At 46.4% G+C, this 19,115-nt stretch carries 18 protein-coding genes; 10 read left to right on the top strand and 8 right to left on the bottom strand.

Going from position 1 to position 19,115, the window contains the following annotated elements; translation table 11 throughout:
* Positions 1–10: 10 nt before the first annotated feature.
* Genes ACUALS_RS15300 through ACUALS_RS15285 form a run of 4 tightly spaced genes read right to left on the bottom strand, consistent with a single transcriptional unit; the run spans position 11 to position 4,070 of the window.
* Positions 11–916: a L,D-transpeptidase family protein gene (locus ACUALS_RS15300; RefSeq protein ID WP_334474965.1), complete on the bottom strand. Its 906-nt coding sequence runs from the start codon at positions 914–916 to the stop codon at positions 11–13.
* The gene (gene phrB, locus ACUALS_RS15295; protein WP_334474966.1) at positions 906–2,330 is read right to left on the bottom strand and encodes a deoxyribodipyrimidine photo-lyase; all 1,425 of its coding nucleotides are present in this window, start codon (positions 2,328–2,330) and stop codon (positions 906–908) included. Before phrB ends, ACUALS_RS15300 begins: the two co-directional genes overlap by 11 nt.
* Positions 2,327–3,130, bottom strand: a complete 804-nt coding sequence (locus ACUALS_RS15290) for a MerR family transcriptional regulator (protein ID WP_334474967.1) — start codon at positions 3,128–3,130, stop codon at positions 2,327–2,329. The genes phrB and ACUALS_RS15290 overlap by 4 nt, the downstream gene beginning before the upstream one ends.
* Positions 3,120–4,070 (bottom strand): YbgA family protein, encoded by a 951-nt coding sequence (locus ACUALS_RS15285; RefSeq protein ID WP_005469911.1) that lies wholly within the window; start codon positions 4,068–4,070, stop codon positions 3,120–3,122. The genes ACUALS_RS15290 and ACUALS_RS15285 overlap by 11 nt, the downstream gene beginning before the upstream one ends.
* A 344-nt stretch (positions 4,071–4,414) precedes the next feature.
* Between ACUALS_RS15285 and deoD the strand changes: the two genes are divergently transcribed.
* The 4 genes from deoD (at position 4,415) to ACUALS_RS15265 (ending at position 9,831) form a co-directional block, all read left to right on the top strand.
* On the top strand, positions 4,415–5,125 hold the full coding sequence (gene deoD / locus ACUALS_RS15280) for a purine-nucleoside phosphorylase (RefSeq protein WP_005470284.1): 711 nt from the start codon (positions 4,415–4,417) through the stop codon (positions 5,123–5,125).
* A 61-nt stretch (positions 5,126–5,186) separates the two neighbouring features.
* A complete protein-coding gene (locus ACUALS_RS15275) occupies positions 5,187–6,656 on the top strand; it encodes a lactate dehydrogenase (protein WP_334474969.1) in 1,470 nt (489 codons plus the stop codon).
* A 126-nt stretch (positions 6,657–6,782) separates the two neighbouring features.
* Positions 6,783–8,270, top strand: a complete 1,488-nt coding sequence (locus ACUALS_RS15270) for a hypothetical protein (RefSeq protein WP_038188238.1) — start codon at positions 6,783–6,785, stop codon at positions 8,268–8,270.
* Positions 8,251–9,831, top strand: a complete 1,581-nt coding sequence (locus ACUALS_RS15265) for a diguanylate cyclase domain-containing protein (protein WP_454449755.1) — start codon at positions 8,251–8,253, stop codon at positions 9,829–9,831. The genes ACUALS_RS15270 and ACUALS_RS15265 overlap by 20 nt, the downstream gene beginning before the upstream one ends.
* A gap of 6 nt (positions 9,832–9,837) precedes the next feature.
* On the opposite strand, the gene ACUALS_RS15260 is transcribed toward ACUALS_RS15265, so the two are convergent.
* Positions 9,838–10,728 (bottom strand): DMT family transporter, encoded by an 891-nt coding sequence (locus ACUALS_RS15260; protein WP_454449754.1) that lies wholly within the window; start codon positions 10,726–10,728, stop codon positions 9,838–9,840.
* Between the two features lie 140 nt (positions 10,729–10,868).
* Here ACUALS_RS15260 and ACUALS_RS15255 point away from each other — a divergent pair, with 140 nt between their 5' ends.
* The 5 genes from ACUALS_RS15255 to ACUALS_RS15235 all read left to right on the top strand — a co-directional run bounded on the left by ACUALS_RS15255 (position 10,869) and on the right by ACUALS_RS15235 (position 15,742).
* Positions 10,869–11,258 (top strand): DUF3302 domain-containing protein, encoded by a 390-nt coding sequence (locus ACUALS_RS15255; protein WP_038135257.1) that lies wholly within the window; start codon positions 10,869–10,871, stop codon positions 11,256–11,258.
* Positions 11,258–12,388 (top strand): HlyD family secretion protein, encoded by a 1,131-nt coding sequence (locus ACUALS_RS15250; protein WP_005470154.1) that lies wholly within the window; start codon positions 11,258–11,260, stop codon positions 12,386–12,388. Before ACUALS_RS15255 ends, ACUALS_RS15250 begins: the two co-directional genes overlap by 1 nt.
* A gap of 274 nt (positions 12,389–12,662) precedes the next feature.
* Positions 12,663–13,211: an ECF-type riboflavin transporter substrate-binding protein gene (locus tag ACUALS_RS15245; RefSeq protein ID WP_454449753.1), complete on the top strand. Its 549-nt coding sequence runs from the start codon at positions 12,663–12,665 to the stop codon at positions 13,209–13,211.
* A 6-nt stretch (positions 13,212–13,217) separates the two neighbouring features.
* Positions 13,218–14,906, top strand: a complete 1,689-nt coding sequence (locus ACUALS_RS15240; RefSeq protein ID WP_454449752.1) for an ABC transporter ATP-binding protein — start codon at positions 13,218–13,220, stop codon at positions 14,904–14,906.
* A complete protein-coding gene (locus ACUALS_RS15235) occupies positions 14,903–15,742 on the top strand; it encodes an energy-coupling factor transporter transmembrane component T family protein (protein ID WP_005470016.1) in 840 nt (279 codons plus the stop codon). The genes ACUALS_RS15240 and ACUALS_RS15235 overlap by 4 nt, the downstream gene beginning before the upstream one ends.
* A gap of 34 nt (positions 15,743–15,776) precedes the next feature.
* Here the strand turns inward: ACUALS_RS15235 and ACUALS_RS15230 are convergent, their stop codons facing one another.
* Both ACUALS_RS15230 and ACUALS_RS15225 read right to left on the bottom strand, forming a co-directional pair.
* The gene (locus ACUALS_RS15230) at positions 15,777–16,127 is read right to left on the bottom strand and encodes a GlpM family protein (protein ID WP_454449751.1); all 351 of its coding nucleotides are present in this window, start codon (positions 16,125–16,127) and stop codon (positions 15,777–15,779) included.
* A 6-nt stretch (positions 16,128–16,133) separates the two neighbouring features.
* A complete protein-coding gene (locus tag ACUALS_RS15225) occupies positions 16,134–16,490 on the bottom strand; it encodes a hypothetical protein (protein ID WP_005470273.1) in 357 nt (118 codons plus the stop codon).
* Between the two features lie 304 nt (positions 16,491–16,794).
* Between ACUALS_RS15225 and ACUALS_RS15220 the strand changes: the two genes are divergently transcribed.
* Positions 16,795–18,228, top strand: coding sequence for a methyl-accepting chemotaxis protein (locus ACUALS_RS15220; RefSeq protein WP_454449750.1), 1,434 nt, complete (start codon positions 16,795–16,797; stop codon positions 18,226–18,228).
* A gap of 34 nt (positions 18,229–18,262) precedes the next feature.
* On the opposite strand, the gene ACUALS_RS15215 is transcribed toward ACUALS_RS15220, so the two are convergent.
* Positions 18,263–19,027, bottom strand: a complete 765-nt coding sequence (locus tag ACUALS_RS15215; protein WP_454449749.1) for a ferredoxin--NADP reductase — start codon at positions 19,025–19,027, stop codon at positions 18,263–18,265.
* Positions 19,028–19,115: the final 88 nt, after the last annotated feature.

Raw genomic sequence — 19,115 nt, 5'->3', positions numbered from 1 at the left:
AGAGACTAAGCTAATTGACAAACGTCGGAGCAACAATCTCTACAGGCACACCGTTCTGCGCCATGATTGCGGCCCTAGCCTTCACATCTGAATGATCAAACTCTTCCAACCACCATCCTAGCTCAAGCGGCATTTCTAAGCTCTTTTTTGAACCATCACTTCTAGTCAGAGGCTCGTGGGCTTCAATAAACACACTGCGATCGGGTTCGAGCGAAACCTTAATTGGCTCATTAATCACCCGTACTTTCTCTCCCAGCGAGACTTTGGGAAACAACCAGTCGATATCTTTCGGCTCCATCCGAATACAACCCGAGCTTACGCGCAGGCCAATACCGAAATCTTTGTTGGTGCCATGAATCAGATAATCACCCGCGCCATAAGCGAGACGAAGTGCGTATTCACCGAGTGGGTTTTCAGGTCCTGCGGGAACCACAGCAGGGAGTTCTATTCCTTTCGCTAAGTACTCTTTGCGAATAGACGCAGGTGGCGTCCACGTTGGATTAGGACGCTTCTGGCTGATCGTGGTCGACATTTCAGGCGTATCGCGCCCGACTCGACCAATCCCCACTGGGAAAATGTGCACCAGACCAGAGTCAGGCTCGAAGTAATACAACCTTAGCTCAGCTAGATTTATGACGACCCCTTCACGTTCAACTTGCGGCAAAATGATTTGCGTCGGAATCGTCAATACGTAGCCGGCTTTAGGCAGAAACGGATCAACGCCTTTATTTGCCGCCATCAATGAGAGAAAGCCAACATCATATTGCTTGGCAATTTCCGCCAAGGTTTCGCCTTCATCAACTTGGTGGTACTGAGTTCGCCCGACAATGTTGCTCCCTTCTGGAGGTAGCGGGTAGCTAGCCGCGAAGACTTGCGAGGCAAAACAACAACCCAGTGCAACGAGTTTACGTAGCATCCATGAAATCCTTAGCATTTTTATAGTTGGCTAAGGTTATCTCTCTTTGAGCCTTGTGATCAACTATTGGCGAAGGATATGACACGCCTTTTGCATTGGCCCACTTGCTTGGTTGATGAATAAACTTATCAGGTACATTCTTAAGCTCAGGGACCCAGTGGCGAACAAAATCACCCTTCGGATCGAACCGCTCCCCTTGTGTGGTTGGATTGAAAATTCGGAAATAGGGCTGACCATCGCAACCCGTTGATGCACACCACTGCCACCCTCCGTTATTGGCTGAGTATTCTCCATCGATCAGTTTGCTCATAAAGTAATCCTCACCAATCCGCCAATCCACTTGCAGATCTTTAATAAGAAAGCTCGCGGCGATCATTCTTAATCGATTGTGCATCCACCCCGTTTGGTTTAACTGGCGCATTGCCGCATCGACAATGGGGTAACCCGTCATACCTTCCTTCCAAGCCTGAATGCGCTTCTCATCATTCTGCCATGTGAGATGTCTCCCCCAAGGAAGGAAACTCTCTCCGCGACTCAACTTTGGCTCAAAATAGATAAGATGCTGATAAAACTCTCGCCAAATAAGCTCACTCAACCAAGTTTGACGTCCTTCACTCAAGGGAGGCATTTGCTCATAAAGTAGCCTTGCCATACATTGCCTGACAGACAATGCACCAATCGCTAAATAAGGAGACAATCGGCTGGTACCCTCAATAGAGGGGAAATCACGGTCTGCTTGATAATCGTCACTGCGTTCATTGACAAACGCTCGCAACAACTCAAGGATCTGTGTCGTATTTACGGGATAAACGTCACTACACTCCGTCGGGTAACTGAACGTCATATCATGTTGCAATATGTCTTGTGGTCGCAGCTCTCGACCAAGCTCAACCGCGCCTTTTACTTTCTGAACCTGCACAGGGTATTCCTCGAGTTTCTGTAAGTAAGCACGTTTATAAGGAGTAAAGACTTTAAAATAATGCCCCTGCTTATTTACGACACTGCCTGGCGCAAAGTGGCACTTGTCGTCATAGCGATGCAGCATCACTCCCAGTTCAGACAGCTTACTCTCAGCCTTATCGTCGCGACTCACTTCGTTCAGCTCGTACTCTTTATTGACGTGGACGTTGGTCACACCATATTGCTTAACCCAACTTAACACCACATCGACACTGCTCGCATAATCTGGAGCTTCGGAATAGATCAGGGGAATGTTCAGCTCAGAAAGCTCGCTCTTGAGTTCGACAAGCCGCCTTTTGATTAAATCCGCTTGGATAGGCGCCATTTTATGCTCACGCCAACTATCAGGCGTTGCCACAAATGCGGCGATTACCGGTTCTCTGCTCTCAATCGCCGCGTTCAGTGCCGTATTGTCGATCGTGCGCAAATCGCGCCTCAGCCATACAATTCTCATCTATATTCCTCGTAAGCGGCTAGCACGTCTGACAAGAAAAACTGACCGGAAAACCCACCTCTCACACTCTCAATACCACCAATTTGCTGCTCGGTGAGCGGACGTGGGCTATAGAGCGCTATCGAATCAAATTGCGTATCAAATTCTGCCCGAACTAGACCTGACACATCATCAACGCCATCTAGCAGCGTCATGTTCCATCCATCATCAGATAATTTTGCCGCCCACAAACGACTCTCGATGTCTCGACTTGGATCAAAGTTGATGAACAGGCACTTGCCTCGATGCGATGCTTTGTTTTCTGCTTCAATAATGGCTTCTAACTTTGCGATTAGCAGACCATTAAACAATGCCGTTTGTAGTACCTGCTGGTTACGCTTTACTAAAGAGAGCGATTCGTAGATCGGCTTCACGAACTGTTGAATGACCGCAGGCAATGGATACTCTTTTAGCACCGTATTAATGGTCGATTCGACCCGCTTTTTATTGAGTATGGCAAGAGCAGCGGTGACCTTATCTACTTCTTCTAGGTGTTGGTCAATGGCTACCCCTTGATCCTCGACTAGGGATTCTGCGTCTAACAACGCTTTTACCTTGCCAATAGAGACACCCTTGTCCAACCAGACTTGAATAGACTGAATACGAGCGATGTCTTCTTCTCTATATAAACGATGGCCCTTTTCAGTTCTTATAGGTTTAATCAGGTTGTATCGACGCTGCCACGCTCGCAAAGTGACGGGCTTTACACCAGTCAACTCTGAGACCTCTCTAATGGCATACTGTTTTTCATTACAATCCATAACGTAAACGTAACTCCTGCGGATATGGGTCAAAATATTTTTGTTGTTGCAAATAACTGTCCGGATGGGTCGCTAAATAGTGTTTAATAAGCGTCAGTGGTGCCAATAACGGTATCAGACCAACACGATAGTCATCGATCACTTGGCAAAGCTCCGCTTTCTTTTCTTTATCTAGGTCTCGCTTGAAATAACCCTGCAAGTGCATTAGAACATTGGTATTGTTCTTTCGGCTTGCTCTGTGAGCCATCGCTTTCATCAACCCTTCTCGATACAACTTGAAGAATTCCTCAAGATCGTAGTCAGAAATATTGGCGACCAGCTGGCCAAGTTTCTTATAAGATTCTGGGTGATGAGCCATGAGCGTTAACTTATAGCGAGAGTGGAAGGCCACAATCGCTCCACGTGTTAGGTTATGGCCTACAGACTGGTAGTAGTCATGCAGTGTGTATATACGAGTAATGAAGTTCTCTTTCAATACAGGATCATTTAGACGACCGTCTTCTTCTACTGGTAACCACGGCATTTTTTCCATCAAAGTTTTGGTGTACAAGCCAATGCCTTCTTTCGCAGCACTGTTCTTGCTGTAAACCTTCACACGCTCCATGCCACACGTTGGCGACTTAGCACAGACGATGTAACCACAAAGCTCTTGATCAACAAGCTCCGCAACCTTCTTCTCAGAATAATCGATCATGGCTTCAGTATGCTTATTGTCAGGATTTTTGGTTTCAACAAGTTCGATTCGCTCTTCATTCGACATCAAGCGAATAGTGGGTCTTGGAACCGGCATGCCCATACCGACTTCTGGGCAAACAGGCATAAAGTTGAAGTAGGGCGCCAACTCTTTGGTGACGAATTTACTGATCTTATGCCCTGAGTCGAAACGCACGTTTTCGCCCAGCACACATGAACTGATACCGATATTGATTACATTACTCATCATACTGTCCTCTCAAAGGTGTACAAATTTTTTGTTTGTATAATTATTAGCACAATTTTCTCATGTTATACAAAAATTATTTTTGTACACACAAATGACCGATACGATAAATTGCCTCAATAAGTTCACTTTAAATAAGCAATCGTTTTTCCGAATCGATTGCATTACCACTTTCAACACAAAACGTTATCAATAGCCTTTTTCACTTCGAGTTTGGGTGCTTTTGTGACATACATCTCACGGCTCGAGCGCTTATCTAGCTAGTATTGCCTCAACAGATAAAACAGAATCAACAAAATTGGTAATCAGGAAACTGAATAATCAATAACTTTGGAGTATCAACTATGGCAACCCCACACATTAACGCTCAACCAGGTGATTTTGCAGAAACAGTACTTATGCCGGGTGACCCGCTACGCGCTAAATACATTGCAGAAACGTTCCTAGAAGACGTGAAGCAAGTATGTGACGTACGTAACATGTTTGGTTTTACAGGTACTTATAAAGGTAAGAAAGTATCAGTAATGGGCCACGGTATGGGTATCCCATCATGCTGTATCTACGTTCACGAGCTAATCGCTGAATACGGCGTTAAAAACGTAATCCGTGTCGGTAGCTGTGGCGCAGTGCGTGACGACGTAAACCTAATGGACGTTGTGATCGGTATGGGTGCATCTACTGACTCTAAAGTTAACCGTATCCGTTTCAACAACCACGACTTCGCAGCAATCGCTGATTACGGCCTACTAGAAGAAGCGGTAAACCAAGCTCGCGCTCAAGAAGTGCCAGTAAAAGTGGGTAACGTATTCTCGGCAGACCTTTTCTACACACCTGAAGCTGACATCTTCGAGAAGATGGAAAAACTAGGCATTCTAGGTGTAGATATGGAAGCTGCTGGCATCTACGGTGTTGCTGCAGACCTAGGTGCAAAAGCACTAACGATTCTAACCGTTTCTGACCACATCATCCGTGGCGAAAAACTTAGCTCAGAAGAACGTCAAAAATCGTTCAATGACATGATGAAAGTGGCGCTAGAGACAGCAATCAACATCTAATTCGATTTACTTTGCCACCAAGTGTCTGCTTGGTGGCCCGAATAATCCCGAGGGGGAGATAGTGACAACTGGCAAACTGCCACAGGAAGCAGAAGGTTTACAGCTCAACTTTTGTAAAACATTGGCGTGTGACAACTTTGGATTGAGTGATGCATATCGTTACGTTGTGCAACATGCGAACCCTAAACGACCTGCGATGGTTTGTCGGGAGTGCGGTGCTTTCCCCCCCTTACTTAACAACCAAGAAGTTCTCAACGAGCTTCACCGCTTGCGTCATCTCCATAGCGATGGGCTTCCAGCCTGCCGCAACGATGATTGCGAAAACTTTGGCTTATCAGTCCATACTCACAAGCACCTTTATCATGCGTTTGGTTACAGTGGTGACCGCCAACGCTATCGCTGCAAATGCTGCCAGACAACCTTCGTCGATAAATGGTCTGGAGCCAATAAAAAACTTCATTTCCAAGAAAACCTGCTTGGCTTGCTCTTTATGGGCTATTCTGTCCGCGAGATTTGCCGCAAATTAGAGATCAATCCAAAAACGTTTTATGACCACTTGGACCATATCGCAAGTCGTTGCCGACGCAAGTTGGCGATGTTCGATGCGAGATGGGTTAACCACGCACAATCCTATGAGTTTGCTTCCCACTACGTACAGTTGCAGCCTAAAAGCAACAATGGCGTCCTTTGGATGGCAACGGGCGAAGCCAACAGTGGCTATATATTGTGTCAACACGTCAATTACTCGGCTCAAGAAGAGCCAAGTGGAAGCGTCGATCACGATCCGTATTCAACACCATCACGTTTTGTTTCACGCGATCACTCTTCAGAAGCAAACATGCCAGCACCCAGTCCTTCACCGGTGCTGAAGGAACGTATAGACCAGCAATATCAAACCATTCTGGCACGTGGCAATGTTGAAGACCCAATGGGCAACTTGACGGTATTCAATTACCCGTCAAAAGGCGCATTGATTCGACCTCCTTACACCTCGTACGCTCACTTTTTGCACGTTCTAGATATGTGCCAAGAAGAGAGCCGAGTCAGCATTTACTTGCCACAAGATCCTGTCCTTCGCTCGGCAGCGTTGAGCGTATTCTTGCCAAGAATTCAGCGCCAAAATATCGACTTGATGTATGTAGAGGAAGACAGCCAGTGGCAGACAGGCAGTACAATCGACAAGATTGACATTGTCCATATGGGATGGTGGCGAGATCGCTGGGCAATCAGTTCGGTTGGTAACAACTCAAAAGGAATTTGTTACCTAGCGGGTCAACAAAACGAGCCTGAATACTGGTTGCAAAAGGCTTCAATTCGAAAAACAGCGTTCTACCAACAACGCTTTCAAACTCTATTCGAAAGTTTTATCAATGAGCCTCGCCGCAAACTTCGACCTGGTGGTCTACTACCAATGTTGGATATTTTCCGAGCATGGCACAATTTGTGCTACCAAGATAAGTGCGGTAACACGGCGGCGCAAAATCTTGAGCTAACACAGTCTCCGCTGACATTAAGAGAGTTGCTTTCATAATTGTCATTAATGTGACGCGCCCCCGTAAACCGCCCGAGTTTTAGTACTTTTAGTAGAGTAAAGTAAACTGCTATTCTTATAATAAGTATGGCGTTTTAAGCATAGAAGCGGTAAGGGATTGATTCATTGGATAAAAGCCAACGACTACTAGAGACAGAGATAGATCAGCTTAAGGCGCGCATCGAAGCCGAGCCTGATAAGGTTCGAGCTATCGCGGAACAGTGCGCGGCGCGTTCTGCACAAATCCTCTACCCTGAAGGCGAAATTCAGTGCTTAGTGATCATGTCTCGCTGCGCATGGAATACCATGGACTACCGAAAAGGGATTCGGTACATCAAGGAAGCGCACAGCAAGCTTAGCTCTCTAGACACCGACGATCTCCTGCCTGAAATTCTTCACATTCACGCACTCCACTATTGGGGACAAGCCAAGTATTACTCTGCCCAGCAGTATTGGATTAACGCGCTTGAGCAATCGGCTTTAGTCGACGAAACAGAGATTCAACTGGAAGCATTGATTGGCCTTGGCAACGTGTGGCGTATTACCAATGAATACCAGTTGGCCAAGACCACCCATGAGCTTGCGGTTACCGTCGCGAACAATGCCCGAATAAGCTGGTTAGAGGGTAAAGCGCGTATCTTGCTTGCTTGGGACCACTATCTACTCAATAACTATGTCGAGATGCTGTCGGTACTTGATGGCGCCGCTGAAGCGCTAAAAGATCACCATGACAATACCTGGCAAGCGGAAATTTGGGATTTTCGCGGCCTTGCGCTGCTTGGCTTGGAGCGATTGGAAGACGCTGAGGAAGCGACCAACAAAGCGCACTCCTTAGCGGTTAAGCACGATTTAGTCTGGATGAAAGCGCACTCTTACATCAGCCGTGCTCGCCTAGAGCTATTGCGTAAACACCCACAAAAAGCCTCAGAGTTATTGAAAAATGCGGAGCAATCTGCAACATCATTTGATAACGGAGAACTGTTGTCTCAGATCTGTTTTCAACAATCGAGAGTGGCAGAAGAGTGCGGCGAGCACAAAATCGCCCTGCAAGCGTTCAAAAAATACCGTAAACACTCGACCGATATGCTACGCGAACAGACCGCTCGCGTAAGCAACGACAAAGCGCGCGCTTCCAAACGTCAACTTGAGCAACGTGCTCGTAAACTGATCAACCGAATTCGTGGCCAGCATGAATACGATCCAGAAAAACACCTCAGCCAGATGGTGTCTGAAATTTACTGGTGGGAACAACTGGTTCTGTTCAAGACTGAGCTAAAACGCTCAAACCATGCCGTCATTATGATTCAACACTCTGACTCTGGATACTTAGACGTATGTGCGGAACTGGCTCACTCTTTGTGTAACAAACAAGACCTGCTCTCACGCTTGAGCAGTGAAAGACTTGGGCTTTTATTGGCAGACAAAGGCGATGAAGCGCTAAATGTTTTCCATGTACTCGCCAAAATGATCGAAATCTACCCTTGGCATCGCAAAGGACTCGACAAACCTCTGCCAAAAGTTGTCTTCCAAGACATACTCACCTTCCCATTCACCCTAGAACAATTAGAAGAAAACCAGCGACAGGAAGAGCAAAATGGAAGTATTACTGAATAAAATTTCCGACTCTGGTTTAGATGCGTCTTCGGTGGCTGGTGAAGAAGCGTTAATTTTCTGGAGCCACGTTCGCCAACATGTCGCCTCGACGCCTCAAGAAAAAGCCCAGTGCTTAATCATAAGCGCTGAGTTTCGCAGTGAACTAAAGCAACCTCTTACCAGTATCGAAGAGTTGAGAGAAGCGCTTAACCTGCTTACATTGCCTCAAGATGCGGAATTGATCCTTGAGGTAAAAAACAGCTTAGCGGATCGCCTCGTTGAAGGCGGAGACTACAGCGGCGCGCTTCATGAATACATCACCGCCTCCACCATCGCTGTAGATAACAGCTTTATCGATGAATACGCCCTAGCCGTGCTGGGAATGGGTAACCTCTGTGACGCGTACGGCGATCACAATCGCGCCCTTCGCTATTACCAAAAGATTGATAGCATAGACCACGCGATAAGTAGCCGCTCACTTCGCCTTAGATACAAGCTCTACATGCTTGCCTGCTACATTGAGCTTAACCGCTACACAGCGGCACAAGATTTAATTAAAGAGTGTGAAGAACTCAGTATCCTCGTTAGCGATAAAGTGCTGGCAGGGCAAATCTTACTCTATCAAGCAAAGTTATATCGCCAAGAGAAGCGAACCGATCTCGCGATGTCGTGTCTATCCAATGTTCAATACGCATCGGGCAACATCCATTCGGTGTGGTTATCCAACATGACGCGCTTAGAACTTGCCTACTGTTTGAATGAATCAGGGAAATCGCATTGGGCCAACATGATTCTTGAAGCGGCGCATAAGAGAATCAAACAACACGCGTCACCGATATTAAACCTTCAGCTTTGTAACTCACTGGGTGAGATTTGCGAGCAACAAGGCGACTACGTGCGCGCGCTCGATTATCAAAAACGAGCATTTCGAATCGAAAGTGATTTGATGAAGCAAATCCCGATCGGTGAACTCGGCGCTAGCCAATTACGTAGGCTTTCTCGTTTCGAACTGCAGCTCAAGCTCATCTTATCCGAGATTGAAAATCGCGAACTCAAAGAGACAACAGAAAGCCAGAAGCACACCGTGGCTCAGTTGCAACAAGACGTGTTTACCGACCCGTTAACCAAACTGCACAACCGACGTTGGCTCGACGTGAAGCTGAAAGACTTACTGCTTCACGACGTGCCGTTTGCTTTGATGGTGATAGACATTGACCACTTTAAATCGATCAACGATGAGCTTAGCCACTTGGTTGGCGACAAAGCGATCGTCAACGTTTCAGCCGAGCTAGCGGCTTACTTCAAATTCCGCGGAGCCTCATGTGTTCGATTTGGTGGTGAGGAGTTTTTGGTCATTATTGAGCGCTGCACACTAGAACAAGCCGAAATGCATGCTGAAACCTACCGCGAGCGCATTTTCAATTTTGGCTGGGGAGATATTCTCGGTGAGCGCGGATTAACCGTGAGTGTCGGTATCACTTTGCATCGCGAAGGTGAAAACACACAACGTACCTTCTACCGTGCAGACAAAGCGCTCTACCGAGCAAAAGCCAACGGTCGCAACCAAGTCTGCACCGAGTAAACACCACTACTGAACAAAAAACAGCGAGATTCCGATTATCGCCGCCAGAGTGCCGAAAACGCTCTGGCGGGTCACCCTTCTTCCTTTAAACAGATAGATAAGCAACATAAACAGCGGACTGGTTGCGATTAATGTTTGAGCTACTGCCGGATTGGCATATTTTAGTGCTATCTGCTGCAACCACAACGCTAAAAAAGTGCCCACGAAAATAGCTGCGAGAAGCCAGATAAAAGCGGGCTGTGATAACGAGCGTAAATGACGTTTAGTCTCTTCAAATGGCGACTTTTCAATGAATCCAATGACCAGTACCACGGCCAACACACCGACAGATAACCGAATCAAGGCGCCAAGCAATGGTGGAAGATCCCCAGCAACCAAGGCATAGTGCGAAATAACAACACCCGATGCCTGACATACGCTGGCTAGTAATCCAAACATTACCCCTGTCATGCTAATTGATTGACTCTGTTCTTCGGGCTGAAAAATGACAAATGTCACCGCAACCGTTGTAACAATCACACCTAGCCAACTCTGAAACGTTAAGACAGACCCCAATACCAGCAAAGCTAAGACACCCGACAACGGCGGGGCAAGCGATTCCAATAACAACGTCTTATTCGCACCAATTCGTTTTAACGAAGCAAAATAAGCGCTATCACCAATAGCGATACCTATCACGCCGGAAATGGCCAGTATCAACAAATGAGATGTGTCGGGCTTTACGATGTTAACCGAGGTAATCGGTAGCGCAATCAACATCATTATTGACGCTATCGTTCCCTTTAGGATGTTCAATTGCAAAGCGCTAAATCGGTGACTAAACTGGCTGTAGATCCACGTTGCTAACGCCCATACCACCGCTGCGGCGAGCGCTGCTACCTCTCCTTGGTATGCCATATCACCCCACATAATTGTTAAAACAGTTAATTGAGAAGTGTAACCAAAAAATCTCTAATTTGTTGTTTTTATTTCTATACTTTATCTCTTAACCACCGTACGATTTAACTTTCCATGATTTAAAAAACAAGGATGTAACTATGTTTTTAGATTACTTCGCATTGGGCCTTCTGGTCTTTGTCGCGTTGGTTATCTTTTACGGCATCATCGTTATTCATGACATTCCGTATGAAATAGCAAAAGATCGCGAGCACCCTCATCAAGATGCGATTCACTATGCTGGCTGGGTTAGCCTATTTACCCTGCACGCTATCTGGCCATTCCTTTGGATTTGGGCAACGCTATGGCGAAAAGAGCGTGGCTGGGGATTCCAAAAACTGGAAGCGGAGCAGCATGATATTCACCATCGCGTCGATGCATTGATTGATCAGGTCAACCAACTACAAAAAGAAGTCGCCGAACTAAAAACCGAATCCAAACAGACCACAGCGCCTTCCAACCAGACTGATGGTCAAGAGGAGAAGCAGTAATGGATTTACTTTTAATTCTGACGTACGCCGCTCTGTGTATCACCATATTCAAAGTCTTTAACATTCCGCTGAACAAATGGACAGTCCCTACCGCAGTTCTTGGCGGCGTTGTCCTTATTGGTACACTCATTTTATTGATGAACTACAACCATCCGTTCACACAAACCGGTAATCAAGTCTTTTCTTCGACCCCTATCGTTTCTGGCGTAAGAGGAAAAGTAATCGAAGTACCCGTTCAGCCAAACCAACCACTCCAGCAAGGGGACGTTCTATTCAAGATTGACCCAATCCCTTATGAAGCGGAAGTAGCCAAGAAGAAGGCTCAAATTAAAGAGGCGAGTCAAGGCGCGCTTGGACTCGAGTCGCAGCTTCAAGCAGCCAAAGCGGCAGAAGTGAAAGCGATAGCAGAGCGCGATAAGGCGCAGCGTGAATTCGATCGTTACCAACGAGGTTACGATAAAGGTGCATTTACCGAGCAACAACTCGATACACGCCGCCAAGCCTTCAAAGCCGCACAAGCTGCCGTTGAGTCAGCTCAAGCGGGCGTTGAACAAGCAGAACTCGCACTGGACTCTGAGATTGGTGGAGAAAACACCACTGTCGCTCGTCTATTAGCAGAGCTGCGCCAAGCGGAGTTTGACTTGGAGCAAACCGTGGTTCGCGCACCGACTGATGGCTTTGCTACCCAGCTTGCTTTACGCCCTGGTGTCATGGCAGTACCTTTACCGCTCGCGCCTGTGATGACCTTCGTTCATACCGAAGATAAAATATACACGGCAGCCTTCAGACAAAACTCGCTGCAACGATTAAAACCTGGCTATGAAGCCGAGTTTTTATTCCGCGCACTGCCAGGTAAGGTGTTTAAAGGTGAGGTAATCGACGTTCTTCCAGCGATTGGTGAAAGCCAGTTCCAGGCTCGTGGCTCACTTCTTGGAACAGAAGCTCTGCGCACCAGTGGCCGCGTATTTGTGACACTGAAGATCACTGATGACTTAACAGAGTACAATCTTCCGATGGGTACAGCGGTCGAAGTGGCGGTGTATTCCGATAAATTCACCCACGTTTCTATCATGAGGAAAGTATTGATTCGAATGAAGAGTTGGCAAAACTACCTCTACTTGGATCATTAATACTCGCATAAAACAGGCCTCATTCGAGGCCTGTTTTTTGTCTCAACCTCTATCCTCATCTGCGAGCCGACCAACAACGGTTAGCCATCTAGATAGTTGGCTTTCCAAGTCATTTATCAACAGGTATAATTCGCACCTTGCGCTCATAGGTGTACAAAAATCAATCAAATAAAGCACCTATAGCTACGTTCTTTAAAGAATTTATCACTGTTTCCTTGAACAGCAGACACAGAGTATTGCTGTTCTGAAATAGGCATCACACTAAGGGTTATCTATGAATCTTTCTGCAAAAACCGTTGTCGTTATTGCAATTGGCGCAGCGCTGTATGGAATTGGCGGCTTACCGATGTTCGGTATTCCTGTTTTTGCCAATACAACACTTAAACCGGCAATGGCGGTATTGGCACTTTTCTCTGTTCTGTTTGGTCCTATTGTTGGCTTCTTAGTGGGTTTCATCGGTCACTGGGTGACGGATTTGTTTGCAGGTTGGGGCGTTTGGATCACTTGGGTGCTAGGTTCTGGCATCGTGGGACTTATTTTGGGTTTCTATCCTGCGCTAACCAAACACCGTCTACAAAATGGCCACTTCAACCAAAAAGACTTCGCGCTGTTTGTCTTGCTCGCACTGGTTGGCAACGTGATCGGCTACGGCTGCTCCGCATTCCTTGACACCATTCTATACGCTGAACCATTCACCAAAGTCTTCACTCAGTTGACCATTATTGCTGCTGGCAACACAGTGTTAATTGCGGTTGTTGGCTACTTTATTCTCAAATCAGTCGCAAAACGCAACGCTCAAAGCCGTAACCTAACTGAGGCTTAATCATCAATGACTATTGAATTTTCTGACTTCTCTTTTAGATATGAGTCGCTGGACAAACCGACGCTTAAACATATCAATCTAAGGATAGAGAAAGGAGAGAAAATCGTCATTATCGGTCCAAGTGGTAGCGGAAAATCTACCCTTGGCCAATGCCTAAATGGGCTCATCCCCCATGCCATCAAAGGGGAAATAACGGGGCAATTGACCTTACATGGTCAGCAATGTGCCAAGCTCCAATTGCACCAAATCACCGAACAGGTCGGTACCGTCCTGCAAGATACTGACAGCCAGTTTGTTGGGTTAAGTGTCGGTGAAGATATTGCATTTGCACTCGAAAACCAGCAAGTTTCCAATGTTGATATGTATCCAATTGTCAAATCAACCGCCAAAATGGTTGAACTGGAAACGATGCTTGACCGCTCGCCGCAAGACCTCTCCGGAGGGCAAAAACAGCGAGTTTCGTTAGCGGGCATTTTAGTCGACGATGTCGACACACTGCTCTTTGATGAGCCACTAGCAGCGCTCGATCCAAAGACAGGTCGAAAAACGATTGAAATCATCGACCAGCTTCATCAAGAATCCGGCAAGACCATCATTATTATTGAGCACCGACTGGAAGACGTACTGCATCGCCCCGTTGACCGAATCATTCTGATGGAACAAGGGGAAATCATTGCCGATCTCACGCCTGATGAGATGCTTGCTTCGCCATTGCTGGCTGAGCATGGGATTCGTGAACCTCTTTACCTCTCTGCATTGAAAAGCGCGGGGTGCGCCATACACGCAACAGATAAGCCCGCGAGTCTAAACCACTACCCCATAGACCAGTGCCAATCTCAGTTTCTGCAATGGCGCAGTCACGTCGTTTCAGAGAATAACAACAGCGACAAACTACTTGAAATTTCAAACCTCACCTACTCGTACGATGGCGAACGAAACGCACTGGAAGAGGTTAGTTTTTCTATTCGACGCGGTGAATTTGTCTCTATTTTAGGGAAAAATGGATCGGGTAAGTCGACCATCACCAAGTTGATCATGGGCGTAATTGCACCGGATGATGGAACCATTACATTTAATGATGAAGCGCTGCAAGAACTCTCTATCTTCGAGCGCAGCCAAAAAATTGGTGTTGTCATGCAAAACCCTAATCATATGATCTCTCACCATATGATTTTCGATGAGATCGCTTTTGGTCTGAGAAATAAGGGGCTAAGCGAAGAGATAATCAAAGAAAAAGTGCTCTCGATTCTCGAGCTCTGCGGTTTAACTAAGTATCGTAACTGGCCAATAGAAGCACTCAGCTACGGTCAGAAGAAGCGGGTCACTATTGCATCCATTTTGGCATTAGAGCCAGAACTTCTGATTCTAGACGAGCCCACTGCCGGCCAAGATTATCGCAACTACACCGCGATGCTTAACTTTATTCACAAACTCAATAGAGAGCTCGGGATAACGGTGATCATTATCTCTCATGATATGCATCTCGTTTTGGAGTACACGCAGCGATCCATTGTGATTTGTGATAGCAAGTTGATTGCTGACGCACCGATGACGCAAGTGTTTAGCCAACCTGCGTTACTCGATAAAGCGAACTTGACCACCACAAGCTTGTACGATCTGGCGGACAAGTTAGGCATCGATGACAAGAATGGGTTTATGCAGCACTTCATACAACTTGAGAATCACCTCGCATGAAAACGTCTAAAATGAAATTTGGTATCAGCTATGTCGATACCAAATCCCCCCTGCATGCGCTTAATGGCATTACTAAATTTGCACTCTTTATCGCTTGGGTAACCGTTGTATTAACAACCTTTGATCTTCGGCTGATTGGCCTCATGATTCTGATTGGACTAGGGTTATTAAAAATGACTCGAGTGCCACTCACCGTGTATAAACCGTTATTAATCGGAACGGCGAGCGTGCTGTCGCTCAATGCACTGTTTATGTTTTTGCTTGCGCCAAATCAGGGCTCCGAATATCTGGGCAGCACCACGCCATTGGTGACACTGCCTGGCCATTACTCATTAACGCAAGAAACCTTGTTCTATCTGATCACGGTCACTCTGAAGTACTTTAGTATGTTCCCAATTGCGTTGGTGTTTGTGTTTACCACGCACCCAACCGAGTTTGCCGCTAGCCTTAATCGTATTGGCGTACCTTACAAAATCGCCTACGCAGTCAGCCTGACACTACGCTACCTGCCAGAAGTGAAAAACGACTTCGTCAACATCATGCATGCACAGCAAGCTCGCGGGCTAGACATTTCGAAAAATACGCCTTTGTTTCAGCGCTTGCAAAACGTATCAAAAATTTTGGGGCCGTTAATTTTCTCGAGCTTAGACCGAGCAGAAGAGATTTCAAACGCCATGACGTTGAGGGGATTTGGCCGCCACAACAAACGGACTTGGTACAGCTACCGCCCACTCCAGAAGCAAGATATCGCTTGGTTACTCGTGATTGGGATAAGCGTTGTCGCAGCCATTGCGAAACGAATCACCGACACCGAACTTTTCTGGTATCCACTCTGATAAAAGGGCCTGACAGCAGTCAGGCCCTTTCACTTTATACAGGAGCCATTAAGGTTTTCGTCCACACGAGCATCAATGTTGCTGCCGCCACTAGCCATACGAGTGTCGCACCACCTAATGTGGGAATTAAAGACCATCGGTAACTCAAGTAGTATACGGCGATTAGATAGCTCGCGTAAGGCAACAACGAGTAGAGACCAAAAAGCGCGGTTAACCTTAGCTCTTCCATATTGCGCTCGGAACCGACAATAAAATGGGCGATCAAGGCAAACGTTGGAAATAGAGGCACAAGACCTGCGATGTAAAAGTTCTTACTCTTTGACAGCAGCGCAATCAACACGACTGCACCAGCGCCAAGCAAACTTTTGAAAAATAAAGAGACCATGGCGTGTCATGCTAGGTTGTTGAACAGTTCATCATCCGACATGTATTTATGCTTACTGCCCAAATTACGTAGATGCATAAACATAAAATCAGGAAAGCCAGGGGCGAGTAAGTCATTTGGCTCCCACACAATACCTCCGACGAATACGTATCGACCTTGCTTTTCTTCGCTGTGCAGGCTGTTGTTGATCTCTGTTGAGAACTCTGGACGAACCCCTTCGATAACGCAGACGATCTGCCCTTTTGCAACACCGACAACGCGCTTGACTAGGTTAGCCTTAAAACCGCACTTCCAAGCCTGCCGAGTCGCCATTTCGAAACCGTGTTTACGAACGTTCTTGTGAATATTGACCACCAGATTCATCTCAACGCACCACCTATCAACCCGTAATTAATTCCAGATTAGAGAGCAACAGCAGATAAGGCGAGTGAAATGTTCCCAGTAATTCTCACTCGGTGAAAATAATCTTGTATTCACCACGAATACGCCGACGTAACTAGAATCAAAAACCCAACAAATGTCACACTTATAAAACAACACAAATATCTCATTGCATTATTATTTGAATAATGTCGCATAAATCTGTCGAATTTATCGATAACTTTAATACCTTTAATGACTCATAAAAATTCGACTCCACTAGAGTCTGAATTGAGAGGAAAACACAATGAAAGAAGTCGATTTTAGGACCATAGATCGCCTGTTCATCAAGATGTCAATCAATGATAAGTTCTGGGTGATACTTGGCCTGTTTCTCGTAACCGTTTCATTCCTAGCGGGAGGACGGTACTTGGATACGATCAAGCAAGCAGAAACAAGCGAGATACTAGCTGCCCAAGTTCGGTTGGATACTCTCGTTTCGACGTTGGAACAGAACCAGCTTACGACGGTTTCCGATATTTCGCGAGTAACATCTCGTCAGGAGTCGAACATCAGCAATGGCGTCATTTCGGTTTATCAAACCAGTCGAGACGGCAATCACTATGTATTGACTAGCCAAGTCAGCAATGCAGTTGCAGAAACAAAAACGCAAGCCCTTACCACCTTTTTACTTAGCTATTTATGGACTTTGCCGTTTGCTCTTTTCTGTTACTGGGTATCGACCTTTATTGGCGGCGCACTATGGGTGCTGTTCACGACAACTCAACGTATCGGAGAAGGCGACTTAACCTCTCGCTTAGGCTTTCATCCAGGAAGGGATGAGTTCGGTACCATTGGCTGTGCACTCGACAAAGCTATGGACACACTCAGTGACTTAGTCAACAACGTCAACCAAAACACTCAAACGCTGACAGACACCTCTGCCTCTTTCGAACAAGATATGAAGCAAAGCGAACAACAAGTCCGTAGCCAATACGCTTCACTGGACTCGGTTGCGACCGCAATGGAAGAGATGACAGCGTCTGCAAGAGAAGTATCCAACATATCTCGCCAATCCACCGAACAGACCGAAAATGATTCGAAACACATTGAAGGTAGCCATAAACGCGTTCTGTCAGCCATCAAAGAGATTGATACGCTCTCACAGTACATCGCTCAAACAGAGAACTCGGTAACGAGCCTAAATGACAACACGACACAAATTAATGAAGTCATCACGACGATCAACTCCATTTCTGAACAGACCAACCTACTCGCGTTGAATGCAGCCATTGAAGCCGCACGGGCAGGAGAGCAAGGTCGCGGCTTTGCCGTTGTCGCGGATGAAGTAAGAACGCTCGCAAGCCGCACTCAATCCGCCACCGTTGAAATCCAGTCCATGATCGAGAAGCTCCAGTCTGAAAGCCAAAACATTGCGACGATCACGTCTAAAACTGTCTCTCAGGCGCAAACAAGCAGCGATTTGATCGCCGCGATTGGTGAAGATGTTCAATCCATCGCACAGTCGGCGCAGTCATTGACAGAAATGAGTATTCAAATCTCAACCTCAGCGGAAGAACAAAGCGCAGTCGCCAATGATATCGCCGCAGAGCTGACCGACATCCGAACTCAGTCAAACGCCTTACGCACAGTGGCAGAGCAATCGTCTCAAGGGATAGAGAACTTAACCGCCACAGCCATATCGCTTTCGCAAATATTGAAACAGTACCGCACACAATAAACGAAAATCCCTGTCATACATGACAGGGATTTTTTTACCAATAGCGCTCATAAATGATCTGCCCACCTGTGGCTCGCCGATGTTTCTCGAGGCCAAAGCTTTTTAACACCTCGACAGACTCTTTAATCATATCTGGGTTGCCGCACAGCATCACAAAGCTCTCTTCTGCGCTAAGATTGACGCCCGCTTCCTTTTGTAGTGTTTGGTTGGAGAGCAACTGCGGTATACGCCCATACAAAGCGCTGTCCAACTGTTCACGCGAAACGACGGGGACATACTGTAAGCGGCCATCATATTGCTCAATCAATGTTTCTATCAAGTAACGATAAACCAAATCTTTTTCTTGGCGGACGGCATGAACAAGCATAATGTGCTCGCAACCCGGCCTGACGTTAATATCATCTAGCAGCGAAAGAAAGGGACCGATACCCGTACCAGTAGCAAGCAGCCATAAGTTTTGAGTGTTTTTTGGAATCGAGCTTAGAGTCAAATCGCCATACGCTTTGTTACTTACGTAAATGGTGTCTCCTTCTCTCAGTTGCTGCAATAAAGGGGATAAGGATCCTTCAGGATTTGCAACAATCAAAAACTCCATCATGTCACTGCTGTTTAAAGGAGCGTTAACAATAGAGTAAGGCCGTGCTACCAGTTGTTCGTCTTGGTTTAGTAGTGCCAACTTCACGTATTGACCCGCTTGAAATCGAACAGAAGCACCACCGAGTCGTAAACTGAACAACGAGCTTGTCCATTCAGTACGACGTTCAACATGGGCTTGAGAAAAACCATCGAGTGCTGCCATCACAGTTCCTCCAATTGGTTAACTATTTTTTAACTTACGCCCTGTCGTCTTAGTTGTAAAATCCCTTGTCTATCAAGTTATTGTGGAT

The organism is Vibrio sp. NH-7 (assembly GCF_053643215.1).
This window is presented reverse-complemented; position numbering and strand designations above follow the sequence as displayed.